At 71.1% G+C, this 23,960-nt stretch carries 20 protein-coding genes, 1 tRNA gene and 1 pseudogene; 11 read left to right on the forward strand and 11 right to left on the reverse strand.

Annotated features, from left to right (window positions below):
• Nucleotides 1–91: 91 nt before the first annotated feature.
• Together AB0D59_RS39510 and AB0D59_RS39515 are read left to right on the forward strand one after the other, a co-directional pair.
• On the forward strand, nucleotides 92–1,723 hold the full coding sequence (locus AB0D59_RS39510) for an alpha/beta hydrolase (protein ID WP_362575906.1): 1,632 nt from the start codon (nucleotides 92–94) through the stop codon (nucleotides 1,721–1,723).
• 106 nt (nucleotides 1,724–1,829) lie between these two features.
• A tRNA-Thr gene (locus AB0D59_RS39515) sits at nucleotides 1,830–1,903 on the forward strand.
• 269 nt (nucleotides 1,904–2,172) lie between these two features.
• Here AB0D59_RS39515 and AB0D59_RS39520 read toward each other — a convergent pair.
• Complete coding sequence (locus AB0D59_RS39520) at nucleotides 2,173–3,132, reverse strand: D-2-hydroxyacid dehydrogenase family protein (protein WP_362575908.1); 960 nt, start codon at nucleotides 3,130–3,132, stop codon at nucleotides 2,173–2,175.
• Between the two features lie 243 nt (nucleotides 3,133–3,375).
• Nucleotides 3,376–4,323, reverse strand: a complete 948-nt coding sequence (locus AB0D59_RS39525; RefSeq protein WP_362575910.1) for a hypothetical protein — start codon at nucleotides 4,321–4,323, stop codon at nucleotides 3,376–3,378.
• A 417-nt stretch (nucleotides 4,324–4,740) separates the two neighbouring features.
• Here AB0D59_RS39525 and AB0D59_RS39530 point away from each other — a divergent pair, with 417 nt between their 5' ends.
• Together AB0D59_RS39530 and AB0D59_RS39535 are read left to right on the forward strand one after the other, a co-directional pair.
• Nucleotides 4,741–5,634 carry a glycosyltransferase gene (locus AB0D59_RS39530; protein WP_362575912.1) on the forward strand — a complete coding sequence of 298 codons (894 nt, stop codon included), beginning with the start codon at nucleotides 4,741–4,743 and terminating at the stop codon, nucleotides 5,632–5,634.
• A 398-nt stretch (nucleotides 5,635–6,032) separates the two neighbouring features.
• Nucleotides 6,033–9,305 carry a BTAD domain-containing putative transcriptional regulator gene (locus tag AB0D59_RS39535; RefSeq protein WP_362575914.1) on the forward strand — a complete coding sequence of 1,091 codons (3,273 nt, stop codon included), beginning with the start codon at nucleotides 6,033–6,035 and terminating at the stop codon, nucleotides 9,303–9,305.
• On the opposite strand, the gene AB0D59_RS39540 is transcribed toward AB0D59_RS39535, so the two are convergent.
• Together AB0D59_RS39540 and AB0D59_RS39545 are read right to left on the reverse strand one after the other, a co-directional pair.
• Nucleotides 9,306–10,994 (reverse strand): bifunctional 3'-5' exonuclease/DNA polymerase, encoded by a 1,689-nt coding sequence (locus tag AB0D59_RS39540; protein WP_362575916.1) that lies wholly within the window; start codon nucleotides 10,992–10,994, stop codon nucleotides 9,306–9,308.
• Nucleotides 10,995–11,060: 66 nt separating this feature from the next.
• Nucleotides 11,061–11,840 (reverse strand): Clp protease N-terminal domain-containing protein, encoded by a 780-nt coding sequence (locus tag AB0D59_RS39545; RefSeq protein ID WP_362575918.1) that lies wholly within the window; start codon nucleotides 11,838–11,840, stop codon nucleotides 11,061–11,063.
• A gap of 144 nt (nucleotides 11,841–11,984) precedes the next feature.
• On the opposite strand from AB0D59_RS39545, the gene AB0D59_RS39550 reads away from it, so the two are divergent.
• A complete protein-coding gene (locus AB0D59_RS39550; protein WP_362575919.1) occupies nucleotides 11,985–13,115 on the forward strand; it encodes a DUF2786 domain-containing protein in 1,131 nt (376 codons plus the stop codon).
• Nucleotides 13,116–13,360: 245 nt separating this feature from the next.
• Here AB0D59_RS39550 and AB0D59_RS39555 read toward each other — a convergent pair whose 3' ends face one another.
• The 4 genes and pseudogenes from AB0D59_RS39555 to AB0D59_RS39570 all read right to left on the reverse strand — a co-directional run.
• On the reverse strand, nucleotides 13,361–13,885 hold the full coding sequence (locus tag AB0D59_RS39555) for a DUF4232 domain-containing protein (RefSeq protein ID WP_362575921.1): 525 nt from the start codon (nucleotides 13,883–13,885) through the stop codon (nucleotides 13,361–13,363).
• A gap of 173 nt (nucleotides 13,886–14,058) precedes the next feature.
• Nucleotides 14,059–14,535 (reverse strand): hypothetical protein, encoded by a 477-nt coding sequence (locus AB0D59_RS39560; RefSeq protein WP_362575923.1) that lies wholly within the window; start codon nucleotides 14,533–14,535, stop codon nucleotides 14,059–14,061.
• Nucleotides 14,536–14,763: 228 nt separating this feature from the next.
• Nucleotides 14,764–15,069, reverse strand: coding sequence for a 30S ribosomal protein S14 (rpsN, locus tag AB0D59_RS39565; protein WP_362575925.1), 306 nt, complete (start codon nucleotides 15,067–15,069; stop codon nucleotides 14,764–14,766).
• Nucleotides 15,070–15,087: 18 nt separating this feature from the next.
• A pseudogene (locus AB0D59_RS39570) lies at nucleotides 15,088–15,258 on the reverse strand (bL28 family ribosomal protein); the annotation flags it as partial.
• A gap of 44 nt (nucleotides 15,259–15,302) precedes the next feature.
• Here AB0D59_RS39570 and AB0D59_RS39575 point away from each other — a divergent pair.
• Together AB0D59_RS39575 and AB0D59_RS39580 are read left to right on the forward strand one after the other, a co-directional pair.
• Complete coding sequence (locus AB0D59_RS39575) at nucleotides 15,303–15,824, forward strand: SRPBCC domain-containing protein (RefSeq protein ID WP_362575927.1); 522 nt, start codon at nucleotides 15,303–15,305, stop codon at nucleotides 15,822–15,824.
• Nucleotides 15,825–15,954: 130 nt separating this feature from the next.
• On the forward strand, nucleotides 15,955–16,224 hold the full coding sequence (locus AB0D59_RS39580) for a DUF397 domain-containing protein (protein ID WP_351712088.1): 270 nt from the start codon (nucleotides 15,955–15,957) through the stop codon (nucleotides 16,222–16,224).
• Between the two features lie 90 nt (nucleotides 16,225–16,314).
• Here AB0D59_RS39580 and AB0D59_RS39585 read toward each other — a convergent pair whose 3' ends face one another.
• Nucleotides 16,315–16,794: an ATP-binding protein gene (locus tag AB0D59_RS39585; RefSeq protein WP_362575929.1), complete on the reverse strand. Its 480-nt coding sequence runs from the start codon at nucleotides 16,792–16,794 to the stop codon at nucleotides 16,315–16,317.
• Nucleotides 16,795–17,148: 354 nt separating this feature from the next.
• Here AB0D59_RS39585 and AB0D59_RS39590 point away from each other — a divergent pair, with 354 nt between their 5' ends.
• The 3 genes from AB0D59_RS39590 to AB0D59_RS39600 all read left to right on the forward strand — a co-directional run bounded on the left by AB0D59_RS39590 (nucleotide 17,149) and on the right by AB0D59_RS39600 (nucleotide 20,314).
• Nucleotides 17,149–17,973, forward strand: a complete 825-nt coding sequence (locus AB0D59_RS39590; protein ID WP_362576054.1) for a helix-turn-helix transcriptional regulator — start codon at nucleotides 17,149–17,151, stop codon at nucleotides 17,971–17,973.
• A gap of 170 nt (nucleotides 17,974–18,143) precedes the next feature.
• On the forward strand, nucleotides 18,144–19,604 hold the full coding sequence (locus AB0D59_RS39595) for an aldehyde dehydrogenase family protein (protein WP_362575931.1): 1,461 nt from the start codon (nucleotides 18,144–18,146) through the stop codon (nucleotides 19,602–19,604).
• Between the two features lie 173 nt (nucleotides 19,605–19,777).
• Complete coding sequence (locus AB0D59_RS39600; protein WP_362575933.1) at nucleotides 19,778–20,314, forward strand: DinB family protein; 537 nt, start codon at nucleotides 19,778–19,780, stop codon at nucleotides 20,312–20,314.
• Between the two features lie 6 nt (nucleotides 20,315–20,320).
• Here AB0D59_RS39600 and AB0D59_RS39605 read toward each other — a convergent pair whose 3' ends face one another.
• Nucleotides 20,321–21,730 (reverse strand): glutamate decarboxylase, encoded by a 1,410-nt coding sequence (locus AB0D59_RS39605; RefSeq protein ID WP_362575935.1) that lies wholly within the window; start codon nucleotides 21,728–21,730, stop codon nucleotides 20,321–20,323.
• 32 nt (nucleotides 21,731–21,762) lie between these two features.
• On the reverse strand, nucleotides 21,763–23,049 hold the full coding sequence (locus tag AB0D59_RS39610; protein WP_362575937.1) for an ion channel protein: 1,287 nt from the start codon (nucleotides 23,047–23,049) through the stop codon (nucleotides 21,763–21,765).
• 129 nt (nucleotides 23,050–23,178) lie between these two features.
• Here AB0D59_RS39610 and AB0D59_RS39615 point away from each other — a divergent pair, with 129 nt between their 5' ends.
• Nucleotides 23,179–23,940 carry a MerR family transcriptional regulator gene (locus AB0D59_RS39615; RefSeq protein ID WP_362575939.1) on the forward strand — a complete coding sequence of 254 codons (762 nt, stop codon included), beginning with the start codon at nucleotides 23,179–23,181 and terminating at the stop codon, nucleotides 23,938–23,940.
• Nucleotides 23,941–23,960 lie beyond the last annotated feature (20 nt).

Raw genomic sequence — 23,960 nt, forward strand, 5'->3', positions numbered from 1 at the left:
TCGGCGTTCACGTCGTTGACCGGGGTCACCCGTACGAGCCACAGTCAACACGCACCGCACGTAGATCATCTCTCAGCGTTACGCTCGATTGATGCACATCAGGCGAACCCTCCGCCGTACCCGGATCCGCACCCGTTCCCAGACGCGTACCCGGACCCGGACTCGCACCAGCGCCCTGACCGCGGCGGCTCTGCTGTCGGCCGCCGCCCTGCTCGTCTCCGCGTGCTCCTCCCCGCAAAGCGCGTCGACTTCGGCCTCGGCCGGCGTCGCCCAGCTGGCCGCGCTGCCCCGTTCGACCCCGTCCGCGCTGGCGCCGTACTACGACCAGAAGCTCAGCTGGCGCAGCTGCGGCGTCCCTGGCTTCCAGTGCGCGACGATGAAGGCCCCGCTCGACTACGCCAAGCCCGGCGCGGGTGACGTGCGGCTGGCGGTCGCCCGGAAGAAGGCGACCGGCAAGGCTAAGCCGCTCGGTTCGCTGCTGGTCAACCCGGGCGGACCGGGCGGCTCGGCGGTGGACTACCTCCAGCAGTACGCCGGTATCGGCTACCCCTCGCAGGTGACGGCACGCTACGACATGGTGGCGATGGACCCGCGTGGAGTCGCCCGCAGCGAGCCCGTCGAGTGCCTCGACGGATCGCAGATGGACACGTACACCGAGACCGACGTGACGCCCGACGACCGGAAGGAGACGGCCGAACTGGTCGGGGAGTACAAGAAGTTCGCGGAGGCGTGCGGGACGCACTCGGCGGAACTGCTGCGCCATGTCTCCACCGCCGACTCGGCGCGCGACATGGACATCCTGCGGGCGGTGCTCGGCGACCCGAAGCTGAACTACGTGGGGGCCTCGTACGGCACCTTCCTCGGCGCGACCTACGCGGGGCTGTTCCCGGAGCGGGTCGGACGGATGGTCCTGGACGGCGCGATGGACCCCTCCCTGTCCGCGCGCCGGATGAACCTGGAGCAGACGGCGGGGTTCGAGACGGCGTTCCAGTCCTTCGCGAAGGACTGCGCGAAGCGCACCGACTGCCCGCTGGGCGCGAAGGGCAGTACGCCGACGCAGATCGCGGACAACCTCAGCGCGTTCTTCCGGAAGCTCGACGCGCACCCGATCCCGACCGGCGACGCGGACGGCCGCCGGCTCACCGAGTCCCTCGGCACGACCGGTGTGATCGCGGCGATGTACGACCAGGCGGAGTGGGAACAGCTGCGCGACGCGCTGCACGCGGCGTTGAAGCAGAACGACGGCGCGGGCCTGCTCGCCCTCTCCGACAGCTACTACGAGCGCGATCCCGACGGCCACTACTCGAACCTGATGTTCGCCAACGCCGCGGTGAACTGCCTGGACCTGCCGCCCGCCTTCACCGGCCCCGAGCAGGTCGAGAAGGCGCTGCCCGAGTTCGAGAAGGCGTCGCCGGTGTTCGGGGCCAACCTGGCGTGGGCCTCGCTGAACTGCACGTACTGGCCGGTGCGGGCCGCGGGGGAGCCGCATCGCATCGAGGCGAAGGGCGCCGCGCCGATCGTTGTGGTCGGCACCACCCGGGACCCGGCGACGCCGTACCCCTGGGCCCGGTCCCTGGCCCGCCAGCTCACCTCGGCCCGTCTCCTCACCTACGTCGGCGACGGCCACACCGCATACGGCCGGGGCAGCGCCTGTATCGACTCGGCGATCGACACCTACCTCCTCAAGGACACCCCGCCGACGAAGGGAAGGCGCTGCTCATAGGCCCTGCCCACGCCCCGGGGCCCCGCTGCCGGGGCGTGTCCAGAGCACCCTCGGAAACTGTGTAGACTTACCGACGTCGCCGATCGCACCATAGTGCGGGCGACGCGCCGCCTTAGCTCAGATGGCCAGAGCAACGCACTCGTAATGCGTAGGTCTCGGGTTCGAATCCCGAAGGCGGCTCTGTGGAAGCCTCAGGACTCACTCGCCGTGACCTGGGGCTTTTGCTCTTATCGGATGCGACGTCGACGCTGAGCGCGTGCCGCCTTCCTGCCTCTCGTCTCACTTGTGGTCTGAAGTGGTCTCCCATGCGGCGCATCGCGTCCTCGGAGAGATGCGACCGGCCTCCGTCGTGGTGTGCGTGGAGGTGCTGCCAGGCGGTGACGTGGTGGTCCGGCGTGGGCCGGTAGGGAGCCCGGCGGGGGTACGGCCGCCGGGGGCACCACGGCACGTCAGCCGAGGACCCGGACCGGGGCGCCGTCGAGGTAGGCCTGGATGTCCTCCACGGCCTGGCCGTAGTAGCGCTCGTAGTTGGCGCGGGACACATAGCCGAGATGCGGGGTGGCGAGCAGTCGCGGCGCGGTGCGCATCGGGTGGTCGGCGGGCAGGGGTTCCATGTCGAAGACGTCGACGCCGGCTCCGGCGATACGGCCCTCGTGCAGCACGGCGAGCAGGGCGTCCTGGTCGACGATGGCGGCCCGCGAGGTGTTGATCAGATAGGCGGTGGGCTTGAGCAGGGCGAGTTCCGGGGCGCCGATCAGGCCCCGGGTCCGGTCGCCCAGCGCGAGATGGACGGAGACGAAGTCGCTGTTCGTCAGCAACTCCTCCTTGGAGGCGGCGAGTTCGACGCCGACCTCATCCGCGCGTTCCTCGGTGAGGTGCTGGCTCCAGGCAGTGACCTTCATGCCGAAGGCCAGCCCGACCTGGGCCACCCGGCTGCCGATCTTGCCCAGCCCGAGCAGGCCGAGTGTGCGGCCGTCCAGGTCGGCGCCGACGGTGGACTGCCAGGGGCCGCCGTTGCGCAGGGCGTTGTTCTCCTGGACGATGCCGCGAGCGAGGCCGAGCAGCAGGGCCCAGGTGAGCTCGAGCGGCGGTGTCGAGGAGCTCTGGGTGCCGCACACCGTGACGCCGGCCGCCTGCGCGGCCGCGTAGTCGATCACCGAGTTGCGCATACCGGAGGCGATCAGCAGTTTCAGGCGGGACAGCCGGTTCAGCAGCGAGGCCGGGAAGGGCACCCGCTCGCGCAAGGTGACCACGAAGTCGAAGTCGGCGAGGGCCGCGGCGAGTTCGTCCTCGCTGGCGAAGTGCTCGGTGAAGGAGACGACCTCCACCCGGTCGCCCAGCGTCGACCAGTCGGTGTACGTGCTCGCCACGTTCTGGAAGTCGTCGAGTACGGCGCAGCGGAATCGCATGTCGGTTCTCCCAGGTGTTCTCGCTGTCTGGGCACGAGCGCGCGCCCAGTCCGGGATCGCCCGGCAGCACGATCCTGCCCTGGTCGATCACGGCACCGCGGAACGGGTCGTCCATCGGGCCGAGATGGCCACCGAGGGCCGAATGCCGGGCCGGCGTGATCATGTCCGGGCGGCGCGCAGGCCACCGTACGGGGGTTTTCCCGTTCCGGGCAGCTTCGGTCAGAGGTCGGGTCAGAGATCGGGTCAGAGGTCGGTCGGTGCGGAGTTCCTGAGTTCTGGGAGGCGTTGGGCCAGGCGGTTGCCGAGGGCGGCATGGCGGAACTGGTAGGTGCGGCCCAGTTGGATGAGGACGTCCCGAGTGTGGAGGGCGTCCAGGTAGGTTCCGATGCGCCAGGGGAGACGGCCGTGGAGGGCGTGCCAGGCGTGGCTGACCGTCACCGGGATGGAGGTGGTGTGGCAGGAGGCCAGGATCCAGCCGATGGCCAGGCCGAAGAGGACGCCGTGGTGGAGGTGGAGGACCAGGACGGTCTTGCCGTCGCGGTTCAGGAGCCGGTCGCCGAAGCCGTAGACCACCGCGGCGGCGCCGGCCGTCTCCAGGAGTGTGGCGCTGAGGACGCAGCCCACCAGGACGCGGCGATCACTGGTGAGTGAACCGCGGGCGCTCGCGGAGTCGCCGTCCGGCCGGTGCTGGTTGTACCAGAGGAGCAGTCCGGCGAGATCCCGATCGGCACGCCGAGGCAGAGACCGAAGACGACGATCAGCGTGGTGCCGTAGCTCCAGCCGAACTGGCTGGTGAGGAACATCCCGGCCGGACATCCGATGCGTAGGAGCCGAGGTCCGCGCCGTACTGTCCGGCCGCCGCCCGCGGCAGACCGGTCGGCGCCGGTCCGTCATGGGGGCGGCGACCACCCGGTGGTCCTGTCCGGCCGGCCCTGTCCGGGCGGACAGGACCAGGGGGAGCAGCACCCCGGAGTCCAGGCCGCGGCGGACGGCCTCATGGACCCAGATCAGGTTCAGGGTGTCCTTGCGCTCGTGGGCCAGGATCTCGTCCGGTCCGGCGGCTCCGGGGGTGGGGCCGCTCTGCGGTGCCAGGACCGCGTAGGCCGTGTACGCCAGGCTGAGCAGTGCGACCGCGGTGGCCGGTCGGCGTTCCGGCTCGGCGACGCGGAGGGCCGCGCAAGAGATCAACATCAATGACAGGCGAGTCAGTTTCGGCGCTCTGGACCACCGTCCGCGTAACCGACGCAGATGTCTTCGCACGGTCCGTCCCCCGTTCGTGTCCTGTCGTTCATGTCCTTGCTGACATGTGGTCATGTCCTGTGATGTCGTGTCTTGCGTGACGTCGTCATGTTCCGTCGTCATGTCCCATTCCCGGCGGGAAGCGCGAATCCCCCGGTTCCGGCAGGTGAATCGAACAAGGAGTTCTGGAACGGGTGTTCGTGGAGGGGAACTTATGGTCGGCGAAAATGGTCGATCAAATGATTGTCAAAGCCGACACAAAGTGGGCCCATGCCCGGAGCCTTGGCGTATCTGGGGCAACATCCTGGTGAACGGTGAGTGTCTCGTGGTCAGGCGCGGGCTCCGCCTTCGGTCGGATGGGGTGAGGGCATGGCTCAGCCGAGGCTCGCGGTTGCCGTGGTGACCATGGGGAACCGGCCCGATGAAGTCGACGCCCTGCTCAGGTCCGTCGCCAAGCAGGACCTCGCCCCCGACCGCATCGTGATCGTCGGCAACGGCTGCCGGCTCCCCGAGTTCGCCCGCCGCCTCGACCTGCCCGGCGAGGTCACCACCGTCGACGTGGAGGAGAACCTCGGCTGCCCCGGCGGCCGCAACATCGCCCTCGCCCGGCTGCGGGCGTACGGCGACGTGGACGTCGTCGTCGAACTGGACGACGACGGGGTGCTCGTCGACGTCGAGGCGCTCCGGCAGGTCCGGGATCTGTTCGCCGCCGACCCCCGCCTCGGCATCGTCGGCTTCCGCATCGCGGACGAACGGGGTGAGACCCAGCGGCGGCACGTGCCACGCGTCGGCAACGCCGACCCGATGCGCGGGGGTTACGTCACCGGCTTCCTCGGCGGGGGGCACGCCCTGCGCATGGCCATGCTCACGGAGACCGGCGACTGGCCCGCCGAGTTCTTCTTCGCGCACGAGGAGACCGACCTGGCCTGGCGGGCCGCCGACGCCGGCTGGAAGATCCTCTACGCACCCGAGCTGCTCCTCCAGCACCCCCGGACCTCGCCGGCCCGGCATGCCGTCTACTTCCGGGTGACCGCCCGCAACCGGGTCTGGCTGACCCGCCGTCGGCTGCCCCTGCCGCTGATCCCGGTCCACCTGACGGTGTGGACGCTGATCACCCTCCTGCGCACCCGTTCGACGGGCGGGCTGCTTGCCTGGTTCGGGGGCTTCGTGGAGGGGATGCGTGAACCTGCCGGCGAGCGCCGGCCCATGCGCTGGCGCACGGTCTGGCGCCTCACCCGGCTCGGCCGCCCGCCCGTCATCTGAGTCCGGGGGCCGCCGGAGACGGGACGAGGGTCCCGGTCGTTCACCTCCGCCGACCGGGACCCTCTCGCGTCCCCGGATCCAGGCCTGCGGCGACACTCCCCCGAGTTGCGCGGTATACACGCGCGCCGTCGGGCCCGGTCCGATGCGAAGATCACATCAGGGTTCGCCAACGGATCGCTAACATATGGCCAGCGGTTCCTCCGGAGGTCACCAACCGGTCGGCGTGAAGGCGTCGTACGAGGCCGGGAGCAGGCCGGCAATCCTGCGGATTCCGGCTCGGACGGCACGGAGAAGGTGGCGGGAATTCGTTCTCGACGGGATCGGATTCCGCCAGGAGCCGGGTACCGGCGGGCATCCCCGCCGTGCAGCGCGGTCGGCCATGACCGTGCGGGAAGGCGATGGGCGGAGTGATGCGGCGGTACGAGCTGCGGTTCGGACTGCTGGGACCTCCGGTGCTGTATCTCCCCGGCGGCGAGGTCCGGCCCATCGGCAGCCCCAAGGTGCGCGCACTGCTGGCCGCGCTGCTGCTGGAGGCCGGGCGGGTCGTCTCCGTCGAGTCGGTCAAGGACGCGCTGTGGGGCGGGGCGCCCCCGGTGTCCGCGCAGGCCTCGCTGCACAACCACGTCACCCGACTGCGCCGGCTCCTCGACGACCCGGAGCGGCTGCGCGCCGTACCGCCCGGGTATCTGCTGCGCGTCGACGACGGTGAGCTGGACGTCGGCGTGTTCGACACGCGGGTGGCGCGGGCGCGCGCGGCGCACGGGCGCCGGGAGTGGGCGCCGGTGCTGCGCGCCTGCGCCGACGCGCTCGCGCTCTGGCGCGGCAGCCCGCTCTGCGGCCTCCCCGCCGACTTCGGCGGCTATGCCTTCGTGCAGCGCCTGGAGGAGGCCCGGCTGCTTCTGCTGGAGTGGCGCTACGACGCGGAGCTTGCCCTCGGCGGGCCGCGACTGGGGGGCGTCGTACCCGAGTTGGCGGCGCTGGTCGCGGAGTACCCGCTCCGTGAGGCCTACCACCGCCAGCTGATGCTCGCCCTCCACCGCACCGGCCGCCAGGCCGAGGCCCTCGCCATCCACCGCGACCTGCGCAACCGCCTGCTCGAGGAACTCGGCGTCGAGCCAGGGGCGTCGGTACGCGAGGCCCATGTGCAGGTGCTGCGGGGGAGTGGCGGGGCGGGGGGAGGGGAGTCGTACGGGGATGTGACTGACGCGGGTGTGCCGTTCGACGGGGTGCGTGAAACTGGTGCTGGTGCTGGTGCTGGTGCTGGTGCTGGTGCTGGTGCTGGTGCTGGTGCTGGTGCTGGTGCTGGTGCTGGTGCTGGTGCTGGTGAAGGCGCGTCGTGGCTGGTTGCGCAGCTCCCCGCGCCCCTTGGGGGCGCGTCAGGGGACCGTCAGTCGGCGGACGAGGACGCTGGCGCCGGTGCGGGGTACGACCCGGCTGAGGAGCGGCCCGCCGGTCCCGGTTCTACGCGCGGCGACTCCCGGGCGCCCCGGCCCGCTCAACTTCCCCCACCCCCGGCCTACTTCACCGGACGCACCGCTGTCCGTGAAGAACTGGGCGGTGCTCTCACCTCGGCGCCCACGCCGGCCGTCGCCGTCGTCAGCGGCATGGCCGGCGTCGGCAAGAGCGCACTCGCGCTGCATGTCGCCCATCGGCTGCGCGAACGCTTCCCTGACGGCCAGCTCTACGTCAACCTGCACGGCGCCACCCTTGGCGTACCCCCGCTCGCCCCCGCCCAGGCACTCGCCGCGCTGCTGCGGGACCTCGGCGCCGACCCCCGGCACATCCCCGAACACCCGGACGCTGCGGCCGCGTTGCTGCGCTCGCTGCTCGCGCCGACCCGCACCCTGCTGCTGTTCGACGACGCCGCGAACGCCGCCCAGGTGCGGCCGCTGCTCCCCGGTGGCCCCAGCTGCGCGGTGATCGTCACCAGCCGTTCGCCGCTCACCGCGCTCGACGGTGCCCGCCGGTTCGCGCTCGGACCGCTGACCGGCGAGGACAGCGCGGCCCTGCTGCGCACGGTCAGCGGGCGGGACGAGATCGACGCCGGTCACCCGCTCGTCGGCCTCACCGGTCGGCTGCCGCTCGCCCTGCGGGTGGTCGCCGCCCGGCTGGCCGCCCGCCGCGCCCTCACTCCCGAGGTGCTGGCCGGTCAACTCGCCGCCACCGAGGGCAGGTTGCAGCACCTCGAATACGACGACCTGAGCGTTCGGCGCTCCCTCGCGGTCGCCCATGACGCCCTCGCCGCCTCCGACCGGGCACCCGACCGCGACGCCGCCCTCGCCCTGCGTCACATCGGCGCGCTGGACCTGCCCACCTACGGCGCCCCCCTGATCGCCCGCCTCACCGGCACCGACGCGCGCCGCGCCGAGGCCGCCCTGGACCGGCTGGTCGACGTGGCCCTCCTGGAGGAGACCGCCTACGGCCGCTACACCCCGCACGACCTGGTACGGGACTTCGCACGGGAGCTGGCCGACGGGGCCGACGGGACCGGCCGGGCCGACGGGACCGGACGGACTGGGCGGGCCGACCGCACCGAGGCCGCACTCACCGCCCTGCGCTGGTTCGCCGCCGTCGCCGAACTCGCCCTCGTCGCGATCCTCGAACCCGGATTCGAACAGGGCGACCGGCTCCGGCCCACCGCCGCCCAGCCCGCCGAACACCAGCCGTACACCGCTGCCTTGCCCCCCTTCGAGTGTGCCGAGCATGCCTTCGCCTGGGGCGATCTGGAGCTGGAGAACATCGTCGCCCTGGTGGAGCGGTACGCCGACACCGCCGACCCGCGGATCAGCGGCCACCTCTCCACGCTCGTCCGGCTGCTCTTCCCCTATGTCCTGCGCAGCGGCCGGGTCGCCGAGATGGAGGTGCTCGGCACGGCCGGTCTGGCCGCCGCCCGGCGCCTGGGCGACGAGCCCGCCGAGGCCTACGCCCTGGGCGACCTCGCCGGGCTGCACTTCCTGACCGGCCGCCAGCGGGAGGCCCTCGCCCTGATCGACCAGGCCCTCGCCGTCTGGCGGCGGCTGGACGTGGTGTCCTGGATCCGGCGCTGCCTGAACAACCGGGGGCTGCTCCTCGAGGGGCTCGGACGGTACGACGAGTCGGGCGAGGCGCTGCGGCAGAGCCTGGAGTACTCCCGGCAGCTGAACGACCCCTACGGCGAGGCCGTCACCCACAGCCACCTCGGCAACCTCTACGAGCACACCGACCCCCGCGCCGCCATCGAGCAGCACCGGCGCTCACTGGCGATCGGGGACGCCATCGGCGCGGTCATCGTGCAGCACTCGGCGCACTGCAACATCGGCTACGCCCATCTCGCCCTCGGCGAACCGGCGGCCGCCGCCACGCACTTCGAGGAGAGCCTGCGCATCCTCGGCCGCCACGGCGACTGGCACGGCGAGTCCCAGACCCGGCTCGGTCTGGTCCGTGCCCTGCGCGAGCTCGGCCGCACCGACCGTGCCCACCACGAGTGCGCCGAACTCCTGCAGCGCGCCGATGGCCGCGCCGACCGCTACAGCGGCGGTCTGGCCCGCCACCAGCTCGGTCTGCTCCTGCGCGAGCAGGGGCGCACGACCGAGGCGTACGACGTCTGGCGCGCCGCCCTGGCCGCCCTGGACGGCACCGACGAGCCCGACGTCCTCGTGGAGCTGCGTGAGCTGCTGGCGGGCGGTGACTGATCACTTCGCGTCGGCATAGCACTCCACCACCGCCGTCGTGAACGGGAAACGGACCGGCGTCTCCCCGAACGTCAGCCGTCCCGCCAGGTCGGCCGCTTCCCTGATCGCCGCCACGACCGCCCCGGTCTCCTCCTCGGGACAGTGCACGATCACCTCGTCGTGCTGGAAGAAGACCAGCTCGGCCGCCAGGTCCGCGCAGGTCCGGCGCAGCGCCGCGAGCATCAGCAGAGCCCAGTCGGCGGCGCTGCCCTGGACGACGAAGTTGCGGGCGAAGCGGCCTCTGGCACGGGAGTTGGTGGACGCGTAGCCCGGTACCCAGCCGTCTGCCGCAGGCTCCTCCGCTTCCTGCTGGGGCATGCCCGCCTCCTCCGCGCCGTCGCCCGCACCGGCTGCCGGCGGACAGGTCCGGCCCAGCCAGGTCCGCACCAGCCGGCCCTCCTCGCCGGCCCGCGCCGCGTCGTCGACGTAGGCCACCGCCCGGGGGAAACGGCGTCTGAGCGCGGCCAGGTTCTTCAGGCCGTCGCCGGAGGTCTGGCCGTAGACCGCGCCCAGGACGGCGAGCTTGGCCTGTCCGCGGTCGCCGGAGAAGGCGCGGTCGGAGACGGACTGGTAGAGGTCGGTTTCCCGCCCCGCGACCTCCATCAGCCCGGGGTCGCGAGAGATCGCCGCGAGCACCCGCGGCTCCATCTGGTCGGCGTCGGCGACCACCAGCCGCCAGCCGGGGTCGGCGACCGCGGCCCGCCGGATCACCTTGGGGATCTGCAGCGCGCCCCCGCCGTTGGTCACCCAGCGTCCGGTGACCGTGCCGCCCGCCTGGAACTCGGGCCGGAACCGGCCGTCGCGTACCCAGTCCTGGAGCCAGGTCCAGCCGTGCGCCACCCAGATCCGGTACAGCTTCTTGTATTCGAGGAGCGGTTTCACCGCCGGGTGGTCGATGCCGGAGAGCTCCCAGCGGCGGGTGGACTTCACCTTGATCCCGGCCTGGGCGAAGGCCTTGACCACATCGGCGGGCAGGTCCGGGCGCACCCGCCTGCCGAACGCGGCCGACACCTCGTCCGCCAGCTCGGCCAGTCGGCGGGGCTCACCGCCGCCCGCGTACCGCTCGCCGAGCAGTTCCCGCAGCACCTCGCGGTGGTCCTCGGCGCTCCAGGGCAGGCCCGCGCGGTTCATCTCGGCGGCGATCAGCATCCCCGCCGACTCCGCGGCCGTCAGCAGCCGCATCCGGTCCGGGCGTTCGGCCCGGTCGTGGCGGCGCTGCTGCTCGGCGTAGACCGCGAGGAGTTCGTCGAGCGTCAGGCGGGCGGTGCCCTGCGGCTCGAACAGCGGGGACTGCGCGCCCGGTTCGGCCGAGCGCTGTGGTGGATCGGGCGGAACGGGGCCGCCGCGGAGGCGGGCCAGGGCGGCGGCGGCCGAGTGCGGCTCACCGGACCGTCCCTCGTGGCCCAGCAGGAGGGTTTCGGCGTCCTCGATGTCGTAGCACCGCTCTACTCGCACCCCCGTGGCGAGCAGACGCGGGTAGACCTCGGCGGTCGACCGCCACACCCAGCGCGTGACCTCCGGGCGGCCCCTGACCGCCCCGGCGAGATCGGACTCCCGCCGCACCGGCCCGGCGGGCAGCCCGTCCGGACCGAGGGGGGCGACATCCACGCCGCCGTCCTCGGCCGGAGCGAGAGCCCACCGGTCGGTCATGCTGCGAGTGTGGCATCCGGCACTGACAATGGGTCTGACCTGGGGATGTAGCGTCTCGACGGAGTTTCAGCCAGCCTCGCCCTCCCGCGCCTCCGCCGCTGCGCCCGCGGCCTCCGCCGCCGCGTTCTTCTGTTCCAGCAGCAGTCCCAGCACCTTGTGCATGTACTCCTCGGTCGCGGGCTTGGTGATGCCCAGTTCGCTGAGGACGCCCTCGCCGTTCTCGTGTTCCAGGAGGGCCAGCAGCAGGTGTTCGGTGCCGATGTAGTTGTGGCCGAGGCGCAGGGCCTCGCGGAAGGTGAGTTCGAGGGCCTTCTTGGCCTCCGGGCCGTAGGGGACGAGATCGGGGACGTTCTCGGCGGCAGGCGGGAGCGCGGCCGTCGCCCCCTGGCGCACTGCGTCCAGCAGGACGCCCTGCGCGATGATCGCCTTCGCCGCGATGCCGTCCGGCTCGGAGAGGAGGCCGAGGACCAGGTGCTCGGGGCGGCCCTCGGGGTTGCGTGCCGCGACCGCCTCGTTGTGGGCCGCCATGACCACGTTCTTCGCGCGCAAGGTGTAGCGGCTGAAGCCCTGGCTGGGGTCGAGGTCGGCCGACTCTTTGGGCACGAAGCGCTTCTGTGCCGCCTGCCGGGTCACGCCCATGCTCTTGCCGATCTCGGTCCAGGACGCGCCCGAGCGCCGGGCCTGGTCGACGAAGTGGCCGATCAGGTGGTCGGCCACGTCGCCCAGGTGATCGGCGGCGATCACCGCGTCCTGGAGCTGGTCGAGGGGTTCGGGGTGAACCGTCTTGATCGCCGCGATGAGGTCGTCGAGGCGTACGGATGCCGTGATGTTCGGGTTGCTCGCCATGTGTCAACCGTAGGTTGACACCCCAGCACTGTCAACCCTCGGTTGACATGCTTGGCCATTGTGACGGCGGGAAGCGCCGGACAGTTGTCCACAGGCTGTGGACGACCTCCGACGGCTGTCGGTGGCGCGTGGCACGATCGACGTGTGACCAGCAGCCAGCCCACCACCGTCGACCGAGCCTTCCAGAGCGCCCTGTACGACGGCACCGACTCCGGCCTCGACACGGGCGCGTCCCTCCTCGCGGCCGATTCCGCCGCGGACGCGGAACTCGCGCGCCGGGGCCGGGAGTTCGTCGCGGCGGCCTGGCGGCGCGGCTGGCAGCCCGCCGACGTCGTACGGCTGGTGCGGCGCGAGTTGGACGACCCGCACGTCCGGCTGGCTGCCGCGCTGATCCGGGCGCAGGCGCCGGACGACCGGCAGCGCGGCCCCCGCTGGCAGTCGCAGCTGGACGCGCTGCCGGACGGGCACGCACGCGCGGGTGACCGTTTCTCGCACGCCACCGCCGTCCTGGAGCTGTACCGGTTGCTGCTGCGGCTGCCCTCCCTGGAGCCCCTCGACGAGTCCGGGCCCCCCGCGGACCCGCACCGGCCGGAGTCCCGCATGCACACCCGGATCCGCGCGCTGCTCGCCAAGGCCGAGGCGACCGGCTTCCCGGAGGAGGCGGAGGCGCTCAGCGCCAAGGCGCAGGAGCTGATGGCCCGGCACAGCGTGGACGAGGCGCTGCTCGCGGTGGGGGCAGCCGCGCCGGACGCGCCCGGAGCCTGCCGGATCGGGGTCGAGCCGCCGTACGAGCAGGCCAAGGCGGTGCTGCTGGACGCGGTCGCCACGGCCAACCACTGCCGGGCGGTGTGGAACGAGCCGCTGGCCTTCTCCACGGTCGTCGGCTTCGAGGCGGACCTGGAGGCGGTCGAGCTGCTCTACACCTCACTGCTGGTGCAGGCCACGCACGCGATGGCGAAGGCGGAGGCGGCGCAGCGGGCGGGCGGCCGGAAGCGGACGAAGACCTTCCGGCAGTCCTTCCTGGCGGCGTACGCCCACCGGGTCGGTGACCGGCTGGCGGCCGCCGCGCGGGCGGCCGTCACCGAGACCGAGGCGCCCCAGGACCTGCTGCCGGTCCTGGCCGGCAGGGAGATGGCCGTGACCGACCACATGGAGCGGATGTTCCCGGAGACCACCACGACCCGCCTGCGCGGGGTGACCGACGAGGCGGGTTGGACGGAGGGCACGAGAGCAGCGGACCGGGCCCAGGTCCACTCACGCTCCCGACTGCCCTAGGCCCAACGCGCGATCCGGTCCGGCCGCGTCCGCCCGATGCGCGATCCGGCCCGGCCGGGACCGCTCAATGCGCGATCCGGCCCGGCCGGGACCGCTCAATGCGCGATCCGGCCCGGCCGGGACCGCTCAATGCGCGATCCGGCCCGGCCGGGACCGCTCAACGCGCGATCCGGCCCGACCCGGTCCGGCTCAACGCGCGATCCGGCCCGATCCGATCCGGTCCGGCCCCGTCCGGTCGCCCGGAATCAGTCCCCCGCCTGCTGGAACGCCCCCACCGTCGCGTTCGGCTTGTCCGCGGAGCCCTTGCCCGCCACCGGCCCGTACTTCCAGGGGAAGCTCTCCGTCGCGTCGCTCCCCGGCAGGGACACCGTCACCGACGTGGCCGCGAGGCTCGCCTTGTCGCCGTCCTTGCCGCGCACGTAGCTGATCGAGAACGTCGCGGAGTCGCCCTTGGCGAGCTTGAGCTTCTCGGACTTCGCGCCCGACAGGGTGGCCAGCGTCGCGGAGGTGCCGCCCGCCTTCAGCGTGACGCCGGCGAAGCCGTCCAGCGTGCACGGCGCGCTCTGGTTCGTGATGCTCACCGGCACCTCGCCGGTGTCACCCGCGGCCGGCGCGACACTCGCGGAGCCGACCTGGACGGAGACCTTGCCGACTTCGCAGGCCGAGCTGTTCTTGCCGCTGGCGCCGGCGTTGCCGGCGTTGCCGTCGTCGCAGGCGGTCAGGGCGAGGGCGGCGGCGAGGGCGGTGACGGTGAGCGGAATGGCGCGCATGAGCAGATCCCCATCGAGGTCGTGGCGGTGTCCCAGCATCATCACGCCCCTGCCGGGGTCCCGCGCGCCCGCCCCCGCCTCCGACCGCTTCGCGCCGTTACGTTCACCGGTCGGCGCGGGTCGGTGAAAGTACGCCCCAGCCGCCGAATACGCTCCGATTGCCCGTATTGCCCCTACTGTCCAAGGCTTGCTGTCGGCAGCCCGGACGGCAGCTTGCCGCCCGCCGCCTTGGTGTAGGTCTCCTCGCCGGATTTTCCGGACCAGGTGACCTTCATGCCGCTCTTGCTGACCGAGTCGACCATTCCGGTGACACGGTCCTTGCTGCCGCCCGTGCAGGTGAGGTGGATCATCCGCATCCCGGCCTCCTCGCCGGCGGTTCCGCTGCACACGGACCCGCCGGTCTCGAAGAGCCCGGCCTGCTTGCCGGTGATCACAAGGGCGACGATCTTGCCACCGCTCGTGGTGATCCAACTGCCCTGCAGCGCGTCGGACGAGGCCGTGGCGCCGTCCGATCCGGACGTGGCGGTCGCGGCCGTGCCCGACGAGGTGGCCGAGGAGTCGCCGGACCCGCCGGAACTGCCTGAGTCGCCGCCGCCGCTGCACGCGGCCAGCGCAAGCGCGCCCACCAGCGCCGCCGCGGCGGCGGCCACGATCCGCACCCCCGGCCGCGCGGCCGATGCGCCACGCGCCGCGGCCCCGGCGGAAGCCGTCTTCGTGTGCGCCGCAGCAGCAGTTGCAGCCGAAGCCGCGACCGAAGCCGCAGCCGTCTCCGTGTGCGTCGTAGCCGTACTCGCCATAGCCGTGGTCACCGCAACGCTCCCAAGCTCTAGGGGGTCGGCCGCCCGTTCGCCCGAACGACAGCGGCAAGCTACCAGGAGTCACCAGGAGGACTTGCGGACGCCAGGTAGGTATCCGCTGTGAGCCTGCTCCCGCAGATTCACGCGGGACAGACCGAAAGTGCGGAAGCAGCCGCGCGGGCGGCCGTCCATCTGGTCGCGGTTGCGTACGCGCGTGGCGCTCGCGTCGCGCGGCTGCCTGCGCAGCTCACGCTGGGCGGCGAGCCGCTCGGCCTCGGTGCCGGCCGACCGCGGGAGGATTCCCTTCAGTTCGGCCCGGCGGCCGGCGTGCCGGGCGACGCTCTCCTGCCGCCGCTCGTTCTTCGCGATCTTGCTCTTCTTCGCCATATCGGTGCCTCGCCCCCGTCAGACCTTCACGCCCCGCGCGCGGATGCGTGCCACGGCCGCCGTCACGCCGATCGTGTCGACCGTCTTCACGGCACGGGCGCTCAGCCGAAGCCGTACGTGCCGGTTCTCGTCCGGCAGCCACTACCGCCTGGTCTGGATGTCGGGGTCGAAGCGGCGGGAGGTCCGCCGGCAGCAGCCACGGCACGCAACGAACTCCAGGAGTTCTGCCCCCCATGCCCCGCGCGACCGACCGCGAGCCGGTGAAGGACCGTCCCGATCCGCTGGAGCAGGCGGGCGTGACCTACCATCCGCGTGGAGCGGTTCCTTCCGCATCCGCCCGCGAAGGTTGTCGCGCCCTCGCGGAGCCCGATCCGCTCGTGCAGGGGCAGATGCAGAGGGCCGGGAACTTCGTCCTGAGGTCGGTCACCGGCACCGGGCGACCTCGGCCCCGCGTCCCGACACCGCTCTCGGGCGTCGTCGACGTGCAGGTTCTCGCCCGCGACCCGGAGCGGAGGCGGTCCGTCCAGTGGGCCGATCCCGATCCGGCCAATCTCGCTCACTGGAACATCACATGGACGTTGGAACACCAGGGCCGCGGTACGCGTCTCTTCCTAGTGCATGAGGGGTTGGATCCGGACGACCCGGCGCAGGTGATGGCGCGCAAGAACATGGACGGGGACCGGCCGGTCGCATGTCTGCGCAGCTCCGGGGCAGACGCAGGAGCAGCTTGGGTAAAGCGGGCGTCAAAGCTGTAACCGGAGGCACACTCCGCGTGCACGTGCATCTGCTCATGCATCTGCACGTGAACAGGGTTATGATCCGGGTCAGTTGACCACGGCATCAATGGTCACATCAGCCAGTTAGTGCACCACCGGGGAGCGACCTGTGGACCTCGACGTTGACGGCGTGTACGGGGGGTTTGACGTGTACAACGGCATGGCTGCGACGCAGCTGGACGGAGTGGCCTGGCAGAAGAGCAGGCACAGCAACTCGCAGGGTTCCTGCGTCGAGTTCGCGCGGTTGCCGGGCGGTGACGTGGCGGTCCGCAACTCGCGCTTCCCGGACGGCCCCGCGCTCGTCTACACCCGCGCGGAGATCGAGGCGATGCTTCTCGGCGTCAAGGACGGCGAGTTCGATCACCTGATAGTGAGCTGAGGCCGGGCGCATCAGGAGAAACCCGGCGCATTCGCCGCAGAGCGCACGGTAACGCGCGTAGAAACCCGGCGTCCGAAGGCGCCGGGTTTCCTATTCGGTGGGCTGGAGCCGGAACAGGGCCCACACGACCTTGCCGCTGAGGGTGCCCGCCAGTGGGTGCCAGCCCCAGCCGTCACTGAAGGAGTCGACCAGGAAGAGCCCGCGGCCGGACTCCGCCGAGAAGTCGTCGGAGTCTCCGGGGGCGGGGGTGGCGTGGCTCGGGTCGCGCACCGCGCACACCAGCCGCTCGGTCCACCGCATCAGGTGCAGCCGCACGGCCGGCGCCTGCGGCGCGACGGGGTGCTCGGACTCACCGGGCATCGCGTGCCGCAGGGCGTTGGTGACGAGCTCCGAGACGACGAGGCAGATGTCGTCGAAGCGCTCGCCGACGTCCCACTGGTCGAGCGTTCTCCGGGTGAACAGCCGGGCCTCGCGCACCGCTTCGTAGCGGGCCGGCAGGGCGCAGGAGGCGGCGTCGGACACGGCCGCGGGATCAAGCGGCGGAAGGCCCTGCCGTAATGGCTTGAGCATGGTCGATCCATTCGTCCCCATGCGAGGCACTCCCGGGAATTCGCGGTCGTTGCGATGCAGCGGTGGCGCGGGACCATGGTTTCGGATGCGCACAGCAGATGCAAGGGCAGATGCACGTGCACGCGACCGAATTGGACCCTCCCGTACCGCTTGTTGGTCATTTTTTCCGCCAACTTGCAGCCGATGGCTCACTACCTGCTTGCAACTTCCTGTGCTTAAACTTTGGCCGCTTTCCGTTTCCGTAACCGGACGAGTACTGCTCGAAGTGTTTTAGTGGCAGACTGCGGGCCCTGAAGACGGTTGGGGAGGCTGGCGAACGTGAGCGCGGGAGAGCCCGGATCGGTGGTGCGGCGAATGCTGCTCGGCTCGCAACTCAGGCGGCTGCGTGAGGCCCGGGGCATCACCCGCGAGGCGGCGGGGTACTCGATCCGTGCTTCCGAATCGAAGATCAGCCGTATGGAGCTGGGTCGGGTGAGCTTCAAGACGAGGGACGTGGAAGACCTGCTGACGCTGTACGGCATCACCGACGAGGCCGAGCGCGAACAGCTCGTCTCCCTCGCCCGGGAGGCCAACGTGGCGGGCTGGTGGCACAGTTACTCGGACGTCCTGCCGACCTGGTTCCCCACCTATGTCGGCCTGGAGGGCGCGGCACATCTCATCCGCGCGTACGAGGTGCAGTTCGTGCACGGCCTCCTCCAGACCGAGGAGTACGCGCGCGCGGTGGTGCGGCGCGGCATGAAGGGGGCCAGTGAGGACGATGTCGAGCGCCGGGTCACCCTGCGCATGGAGCGGCAGAAGTACCTGGTGGCCGAAAACGCCCCGGACTTCCACATCGTCCTCGACGAGGCCGCACTGCGCCGGCCCTACGGCAGCCGTGAGGTGATGCGGGGTCAGCTCCAGTATCTCGTCGAGATCTCCGAGCGGTCCAACGTACGGCTCCAGATCATGCCGTTCAGCTTTGGCGGCCACTCCGGGGAGGGCGGCTCCTTCACGGTCCTGAGCTTCCCGGAGTCCGACCTGTCCGACGTGGTCTACCTGGAGCAGCTCACCAGCGCCCTCTACCTCGACAAGCGCGAGGACGTCGCCCAGTACGAGCAGGCGCTCAAGGAGCTCCAGCAGGACAGCCCCGGACCGGACGAGAGCCGGGACCTGCTGCGCGGACTGCTCCAGCTCTCCTGAACCCCGCACAGGGATTTCCCTCGGCCTTGCCGGGAGATGCCGGTAGATCGCCGAACTGGTGTCCCAACTCCCCTGTCACGCAAGTACGATGACGCGTGATCAGACCGTGATGTGGATGTGGATCGGGTGTCTGCATCGACTGCCGACGCAGCAGGGGATCGAGGGATCACATGTCGTCCTACTTCACCGACCTGGCCCAGCAGTACATCGACGGTGAGTGGCGCCCGGGGACCGGTTCCTGGGACATCATCGACTTCAACCCGTACGACGGGGAGAAGCTCGCGTCGATCACCATAGCCGCGGTCGAGGAGATAGATCAGGCCTACCAGGCCGCCGCACGCGCCCAGAAGCAGTGGGCCGCCACCAATCCCTACGCCCGCCGTGCCGTCTTCGAGAAGGCTCTGCGCCTCATCGAGGAGCGCGAGGCGGAGATCTCCGAGGCGATCATCGCCGAGCTCGGCGGCACCCGTCTGAAGGCCGCCTTCGAGCTGCACCTCGCCAAGGAGTTCCTGCGCGAGTCGATCCAGTGGTCGCTGCGCCCCGAGGGCCGGATCATGCCCTCCCCGGTGGACGGCAAGGAGAACCGCGTCTACCGCGTGCCGGTCGGTGTCGTGGGCGTGATCAGCCCCTTCAACTTCCCCTTCCTGCTGTCGATCAAGTCGGTCGCCCCGGCGCTCGCGCTCGGCAACGCCGTGGTCCTCAAGCCGCACCAGAACACCCCGATCGTCGGCGGCACCCTGGTCGCGAAGCTCTTCGAGGACGCGGGCCTGCCGGGCGGCCTGCTCAACGTCGTCGTCACCGACATCGCGGAGATCGGCGACGCCTTCATCGAGCACCCGATCCCCAAGGTCATCTCCTTCACCGGCTCCGACAAGGTCGGCCGGCACGTGGCCACCGTCTGCGCCTCGCACTTCAAGCGCTCGGTGCTCGAACTGGGCGGCAACAGCGCGATCGTGGTCCTCGACGACGCCGACATCGACTACGCGGTCGACGCGGCGGTCTTCAGCCGGTACGTCCACCAGGGCCAGGTCTGCATGGCCGCCAACCGCGTGCTCGTCGACCGCTCGATCGCCGACGAGTTCACCGAGAAGTTCGTCGCCAAGGTGAAGACCCTCAAGGCCGGCGACCCGAGCGACCCGGCGACCGTCATCGGCCCGCTGATCAACTCCCAGCAGGCGGAGTCGATCTCGGCCACGGTCGAGCAGGCCATCGCCGAGGGCGCGACGGCCCTGTTGCACGGCACGACCACCGACAACCTGGTCGAGCCCTCGGTCCTCACCGACGTCCCGGCCGACTCCGACCTGCTCCGGCAGGAGGTCTTCGGCCCGGTCGCCTTCCTCATCCCGTTCGACGGCGAGGAGGAGGCCGTACGTCTCGTCAACGACACCCCGTACGGCCTCAGCGGCGCGGTCCACACCGGTGACATAGAGCGGGGCGTGTCCTTCGCCAAGCAGATCGACACCGGCATGTTCCACGTCAACGACGGCACCGTCCACGACGAGCCCGTCGTCCCCTTCGGCGGCGAGAAGCACTCCGGCCTCGGCCGCCTCAACGGCGAGACCACCGTGGACTCCTTCACCACCCTGAAGTGGATCTCGGTCCAGCACGGCCGGAGCGGCTTCCCGTTCTAGCCGGTCGAAAGAGCCGGTTGAAAGAGCCGGTCGAAAGAGCCGACCGAAAGAGTCGGTCGAAGAAAGCCCTCGACGAGACCCTCACCCCGGGCCCTTTAGGACGCGATCTGTCCTAAAGGGCCCGTAGCTTCGTCGGTGTCAGGGCAACACGATCCGAGGAAAGGCTGCCGGTCATGGTCACTCACGTTTCCGCCGAAGCACAGGGCGACGAGCGCGGAGCACTGCTCTCCTTCATCGAGGAGCAGCGCGGCGGCATCCGCCGGGCACTGCTCGGCCTGACCGACGAGCAGGCGGCGAGCAGGCCCAGCGCCAGCGAGCTGTCCCTGTCGGGCCTGCTCAAGCATGTCGCCGAGGTCGAGCAGAGCTGGATCGCCCGCGCCAAGCAGGAGCCGCCCGCGATCGCTCGCGACCAGTCGAACTGGCACGAGACCTTCCAGCTGGTCGGCGACGAGACGGTGGCCTCGCAGCTCGCCTACTGGGAGGAGGTCGCCGCCGAGACGGAGAAGTTCATCCGTTCCGTCCCCAGCCTCGACGACGCCTTCCCGCTCCCGCAGGCCCCTTGGTTTCCTGAGGGCAGCGTCTCCATGCGCTGGGTCTGCCTCCACCTGATCCGCGAACTCGCCCGGCACGCGGGCCACGCCGACATCGTCCGCGAGTCCCTGGACGGGAAGACGGCGTTCGAACTCGTGGCCCTGGAAAAGGCCTCCTAGCGACTGCTAGTGGTGGAAGCTGGTGGCCGCGTCCTTGTCCCTGATCAACGGATGCGGCTGCCGGCGCAGTTCGGGCAGCAGCCGGGCCAGGTCCTCCAGGAACAGCTCGGCCAGGTCCTTGGAGAAGCCGTTGCGGCACACCACTCGCAGCACGGACAGGTCCTCCCGGTTCGCCGGGAAGGTGTACGCCGGCACCAGCCAGCCGCTCTCGCGCAGCCGCCGGGAGACGTCGAAGACGTCGTACGACGTCACGTGGTCGGCGGTGGTGAAGGCGAACACGGGCAACTCGTCGCCCCGGGTGAGGAGCCGGAAGTCGCCGAGCGCCTCGACACGTGCGGCGAGCCCCGTCGCCACGTCCCGCGAGGCCTGCTGCACCGCGCGGTAGCCGTCCCGGCCGAGGCGCAGGAACGTGTAGTACTGCGCGACCACCTGGGCGCCGGGGCGGGAGAAGTTGAGGGCGAAGGTGGGCATGTCGCCGCCCAGGTAGTTGACCCGGAAGACCAGCTCCTCGGGCAGCGCCTCCTTGTCGCGCCACAGCGCCCAGCCGACGCCCGGGTAGACCAGGCCGTACTTGTGCCCCGAAGTGTTGATCGACGCCACCCGCGGGAGGCGGAAGTCCCACACCAGGTCCTCGTCGAGGAAGGGCGCGATCATCGCGCCGGACGCGCCGTCGACATGGACCGGGATGTCGAGGCCGGTGCGCTCCTGGAGGGCGTCCAGGGCGGCGCAGAGGTCGGCGATCGGCTCGTACGACCCGTCGAAGGTGGAGCCGAGGACGCCGACCACCCCGATGGTGTTCTCGTCGCACAGCTCGGCGGCGCCCTGCGGATCCAGGTGGTAGCGGTCGCCCTCCATGGGCACGAACCGGGGTTCCACCTCCCAGAAGTTGCAGAACTTCTCCCAGCAGACCTGGACGTTGATGCCCATGATCAGGTTCGGCCGGGCGGCGCCGGGATAGCGGTCGGCGTTGCGCTGCGCCCAGCGGCGCTTCATCGCCAGCCCGGCCAGCATGCAGGCCTCGCTGGAGCCCGTCGTCGAGCATCCGATGGTGCCGGCCGGATCCGGCGCGTTCCACAGGTCGGCGAGCATCGCCACACAGCGCTGCTCCAGCTCGGCGGTGCGCGGGTACTCGTCCTTGTCGATCATGTTCTTGTCGTCGCACTCCGCCATCAGGACCCCGGCCTGCGGTTCCATCCAGGTGGTGACGAACGTCGCCAGATTCAGCCGGGCGTTGCCGTCCAGCATCAGCTCGTCGTGAACCAGCTGGTAGGCGGTCGAGGGCGGCAGCGGTCCGGCCGGCAGCCGGTGCGTGGGCGGGGCCTCGGTCATGCCGGCGACCGGGTTCGCCTCACCGAAGAACGGGTTGACGGACATGGAGCGCTCGCGGTGCTTCCCGGATCCTTTGTGGAGCGGCATGACAGGTGCCTCCTAGAGCAGTTTCACAAGGTTCAGTGCAGGGCCGTGCCGTCCGCCCGCAGTTGCATCTTCGGCCGTCCGGTCACCAGCAGCCAGGCGGGCAGCGACGCGATGCACAGCAGGGCGAGGATCGTCGGCGAGGCCACGAGCACGGCGGCCGTGAACAGGCTCACCCAGCCCTGTCTGGTGATCGCCAACAGCATGCCCAGCACGCCTGCCGCCACGCCCACCGAGGGCTGGACGGCGGGCACCAGGACGTGGGCGCACAACCCGAGGGCCGCGCCGATGAAAACCGACGGAAAGATCCGGCCACCGCGGAAGCCGCAGGCGCCGGCCACCAGCAGCGCGGCCAGCTTGACGACCGTCATCACCGCGTACTGTCCCGCCGACCAGCCCGCCGGGTTCTTCGCCAGTTCCGCGACCTCGTCCAGCCCCTTGAAGAGCGTCAGATGGCCGCCCAGCGCGCCCAGGAGGCCCAGAATCACACCGCCGGCCGGCAGGGCCACCATGGGGTGCCCGAGGCGCCGGAAGGCCCCGTGGACGTACGGCAAGGCGTAGACGGCGAGCATGCCGAGCAGCGCGGCCACGGGGGCGATCACCAGAGCCGCCAGCAGTTCGGTCCAGCGCAGCCGGCCGACCGCGGGCAGCCCGAGGTCCAGGGCCGGACGGGCCACCAGGGCCGTCGTCATCGCTCCCGCTCCCGCGGCCATCAGCGGCCCGAAGAGGTTGTCCCACAACGCCCCCTTCAGCTGCTTCCCGGCCAGTGCCTCGGAGATCACCAGGGCCGCCGCCACCGGCGTACCGAACAGCGCGCCGAGGGTCGCCGCGTCGGCCAGCGCGGGCCACAGCGAGCCCGGCAGCCGGGGCATCGCGAGGCGTCCCAGCCACAGCGCCAGCCCCACGTTCACGGCGATGATCGGGTTCTCGGGGCCGAGACTCGGCCCGCCCGCCAGCATCAGTACGGTCGCCAGCAGCAGCCCCGGCAGGACGACGGGGGGCAGCGCCACCGCCTCCAGGCCCAGGGTGGCCGGATCGGGCCCCGCGTGGCCGGGCACCTTCCACACCACCAGCCCGACGGCGAAACCGGTCGCGGTCAGCATCACCAGCATCCACAGCACCGAGTACCGCCCGATGCCGAGCGCGTCCGGCAGGTTGTTCCAGAGCACGTGCTGCAACCGCTCCGCCAGCGAACTCACCAGCAGGTACAACAGGCTGCTGCCGACCCCGACGACCAGTGCGGGCAGGATCAGCGGCAGCAGGGCACGCGCGGGGGCCGAGGGCGGGGTGGGCGGCGCCTGCCGCGCGGTGTCCTGGGCCACGGCCCCACCATAAGCGGGCAAAACAGACACAACATCCTGAGGGAAACGGGCGCCGTGCGGCCCCGAACCCAAAGGACTTGCACCTCACGTGACGTGAGGACCCAAGGTGGAGCACGGAAAGGAGCGGAAGTGAGCTACTCCGTAGGACAGGTCGCCGGATTCGCCGGCGTCACCGTGCGTACCCTGCACCACTACGACGAGATCGGCCTGCTGGTCCCGGGCGAGCGCAGCCCCGCCGGACACCGGCGTTACGGCGACACCGACCTCGACCGGCTGCAGCGGATCCTGTTCTACCGGGAGCTCGGCTTCCCGCTCGACGAGGTCGCGGCGCTGCTCGACGATCCGGACGCGGACCCGCGCGCGCAGCTGCGCCGCCGGCACGAACTGCTGACCGCCCGGATCGAGCAGCTGCGGAAGATGGCCGCGGCCGTGGAGCACGCCATGGAGGCACGCAGAATGGGCATCAACCTCACGCCCGAGGAACGCTTCGAGGTATTCGGCGACAAGGACCCCGAGCAGTACGCCGAGGAGGCCGAACAGCGCTGGGGCGGCACCGACGCCTACGCCGAGTCGCAGCGCCGGGCCGCCCGCTACACCAAGGCCGACTGGCAGCGCATGAAGGCCGAGGTCGACGACTGGGGCGAGCGTTACGCCGCCCTGGTGAACCAGGCCGAGCCGCCGACCGGCGCACGGGCCATGGACATGGCCGAGGAACACCGGCGGCACATCTCGGCCTGGTTCTACGACTGCCCGTACGAGATGCACCGCTGTCTCGCCGGGATGTACGTGTCCGACGAGCGCTTCAAGGCGTTCTACGACTCGATGGCCCCGGGCCTGGCCGAACACCTGAAGGGGGCGATCGAGGCGAACGCGGCGCGGCACACGACGTGACCCGGAGGTTGTCTGTGCCC

This window comes from Streptomyces sp. NPDC048417, from assembly GCF_040651615.1.
GTDB lineage: Bacteria > Actinomycetota > Actinomycetes > Streptomycetales > Streptomycetaceae > Streptomyces.

Excerpts from the sequence above, each read along its gene's own strand:
- AB0D59_RS39510 (WP_362575906.1), top strand. The coding sequence starts at position 92 with ATGCACATCAGGCGAACCCTCCGCCGTACCCGGATCCGCACCCGTTCC.
- AB0D59_RS39520 (WP_362575908.1), bottom strand. The coding sequence starts at position 3,132 with ATGCGATTCCGCTGCGCCGTACTCGACGACTTCCAGAACGTGGCGAGC.
- AB0D59_RS39525 (WP_362575910.1), bottom strand. The coding sequence starts at position 4,323 with ATGTTGATCTCTTGCGCGGCCCTCCGCGTCGCCGAGCCGGAACGCCGA.
- AB0D59_RS39530 (WP_362575912.1), top strand. The coding sequence starts at position 4,741 with ATGGCTCAGCCGAGGCTCGCGGTTGCCGTGGTGACCATGGGGAACCGG.
- AB0D59_RS39535 (WP_362575914.1), top strand. The coding sequence starts at position 6,033 with ATGGGCGGAGTGATGCGGCGGTACGAGCTGCGGTTCGGACTGCTGGGA.
- AB0D59_RS39540 (WP_362575916.1), bottom strand. The coding sequence starts at position 10,994 with ATGACCGACCGGTGGGCTCTCGCTCCGGCCGAGGACGGCGGCGTGGAT.
- AB0D59_RS39545 (WP_362575918.1), bottom strand. The coding sequence starts at position 11,840 with ATGGCGAGCAACCCGAACATCACGGCATCCGTACGCCTCGACGACCTC.
- AB0D59_RS39555 (WP_362575921.1), bottom strand. The coding sequence starts at position 13,885 with ATGCGCGCCATTCCGCTCACCGTCACCGCCCTCGCCGCCGCCCTCGCC.
- rpsN (WP_362575925.1), bottom strand. The coding sequence starts at position 15,069 with ATGGCGAAGAAGAGCAAGATCGCGAAGAACGAGCGGCGGCAGGAGAGC.
- AB0D59_RS39575 (WP_362575927.1), top strand. The coding sequence starts at position 15,303 with ATGCCCCGCGCGACCGACCGCGAGCCGGTGAAGGACCGTCCCGATCCG.
- AB0D59_RS39585 (WP_362575929.1), bottom strand. The coding sequence starts at position 16,794 with ATGCTCAAGCCATTACGGCAGGGCCTTCCGCCGCTTGATCCCGCGGCC.
- AB0D59_RS39590 (WP_362576054.1), top strand. The coding sequence starts at position 17,149 with ATGCTGCTCGGCTCGCAACTCAGGCGGCTGCGTGAGGCCCGGGGCATC.
- AB0D59_RS39595 (WP_362575931.1), top strand. The coding sequence starts at position 18,144 with ATGTCGTCCTACTTCACCGACCTGGCCCAGCAGTACATCGACGGTGAG.
- AB0D59_RS39600 (WP_362575933.1), top strand. The coding sequence starts at position 19,778 with ATGGTCACTCACGTTTCCGCCGAAGCACAGGGCGACGAGCGCGGAGCA.
- AB0D59_RS39605 (WP_362575935.1), bottom strand. The coding sequence starts at position 21,730 with ATGCCGCTCCACAAAGGATCCGGGAAGCACCGCGAGCGCTCCATGTCC.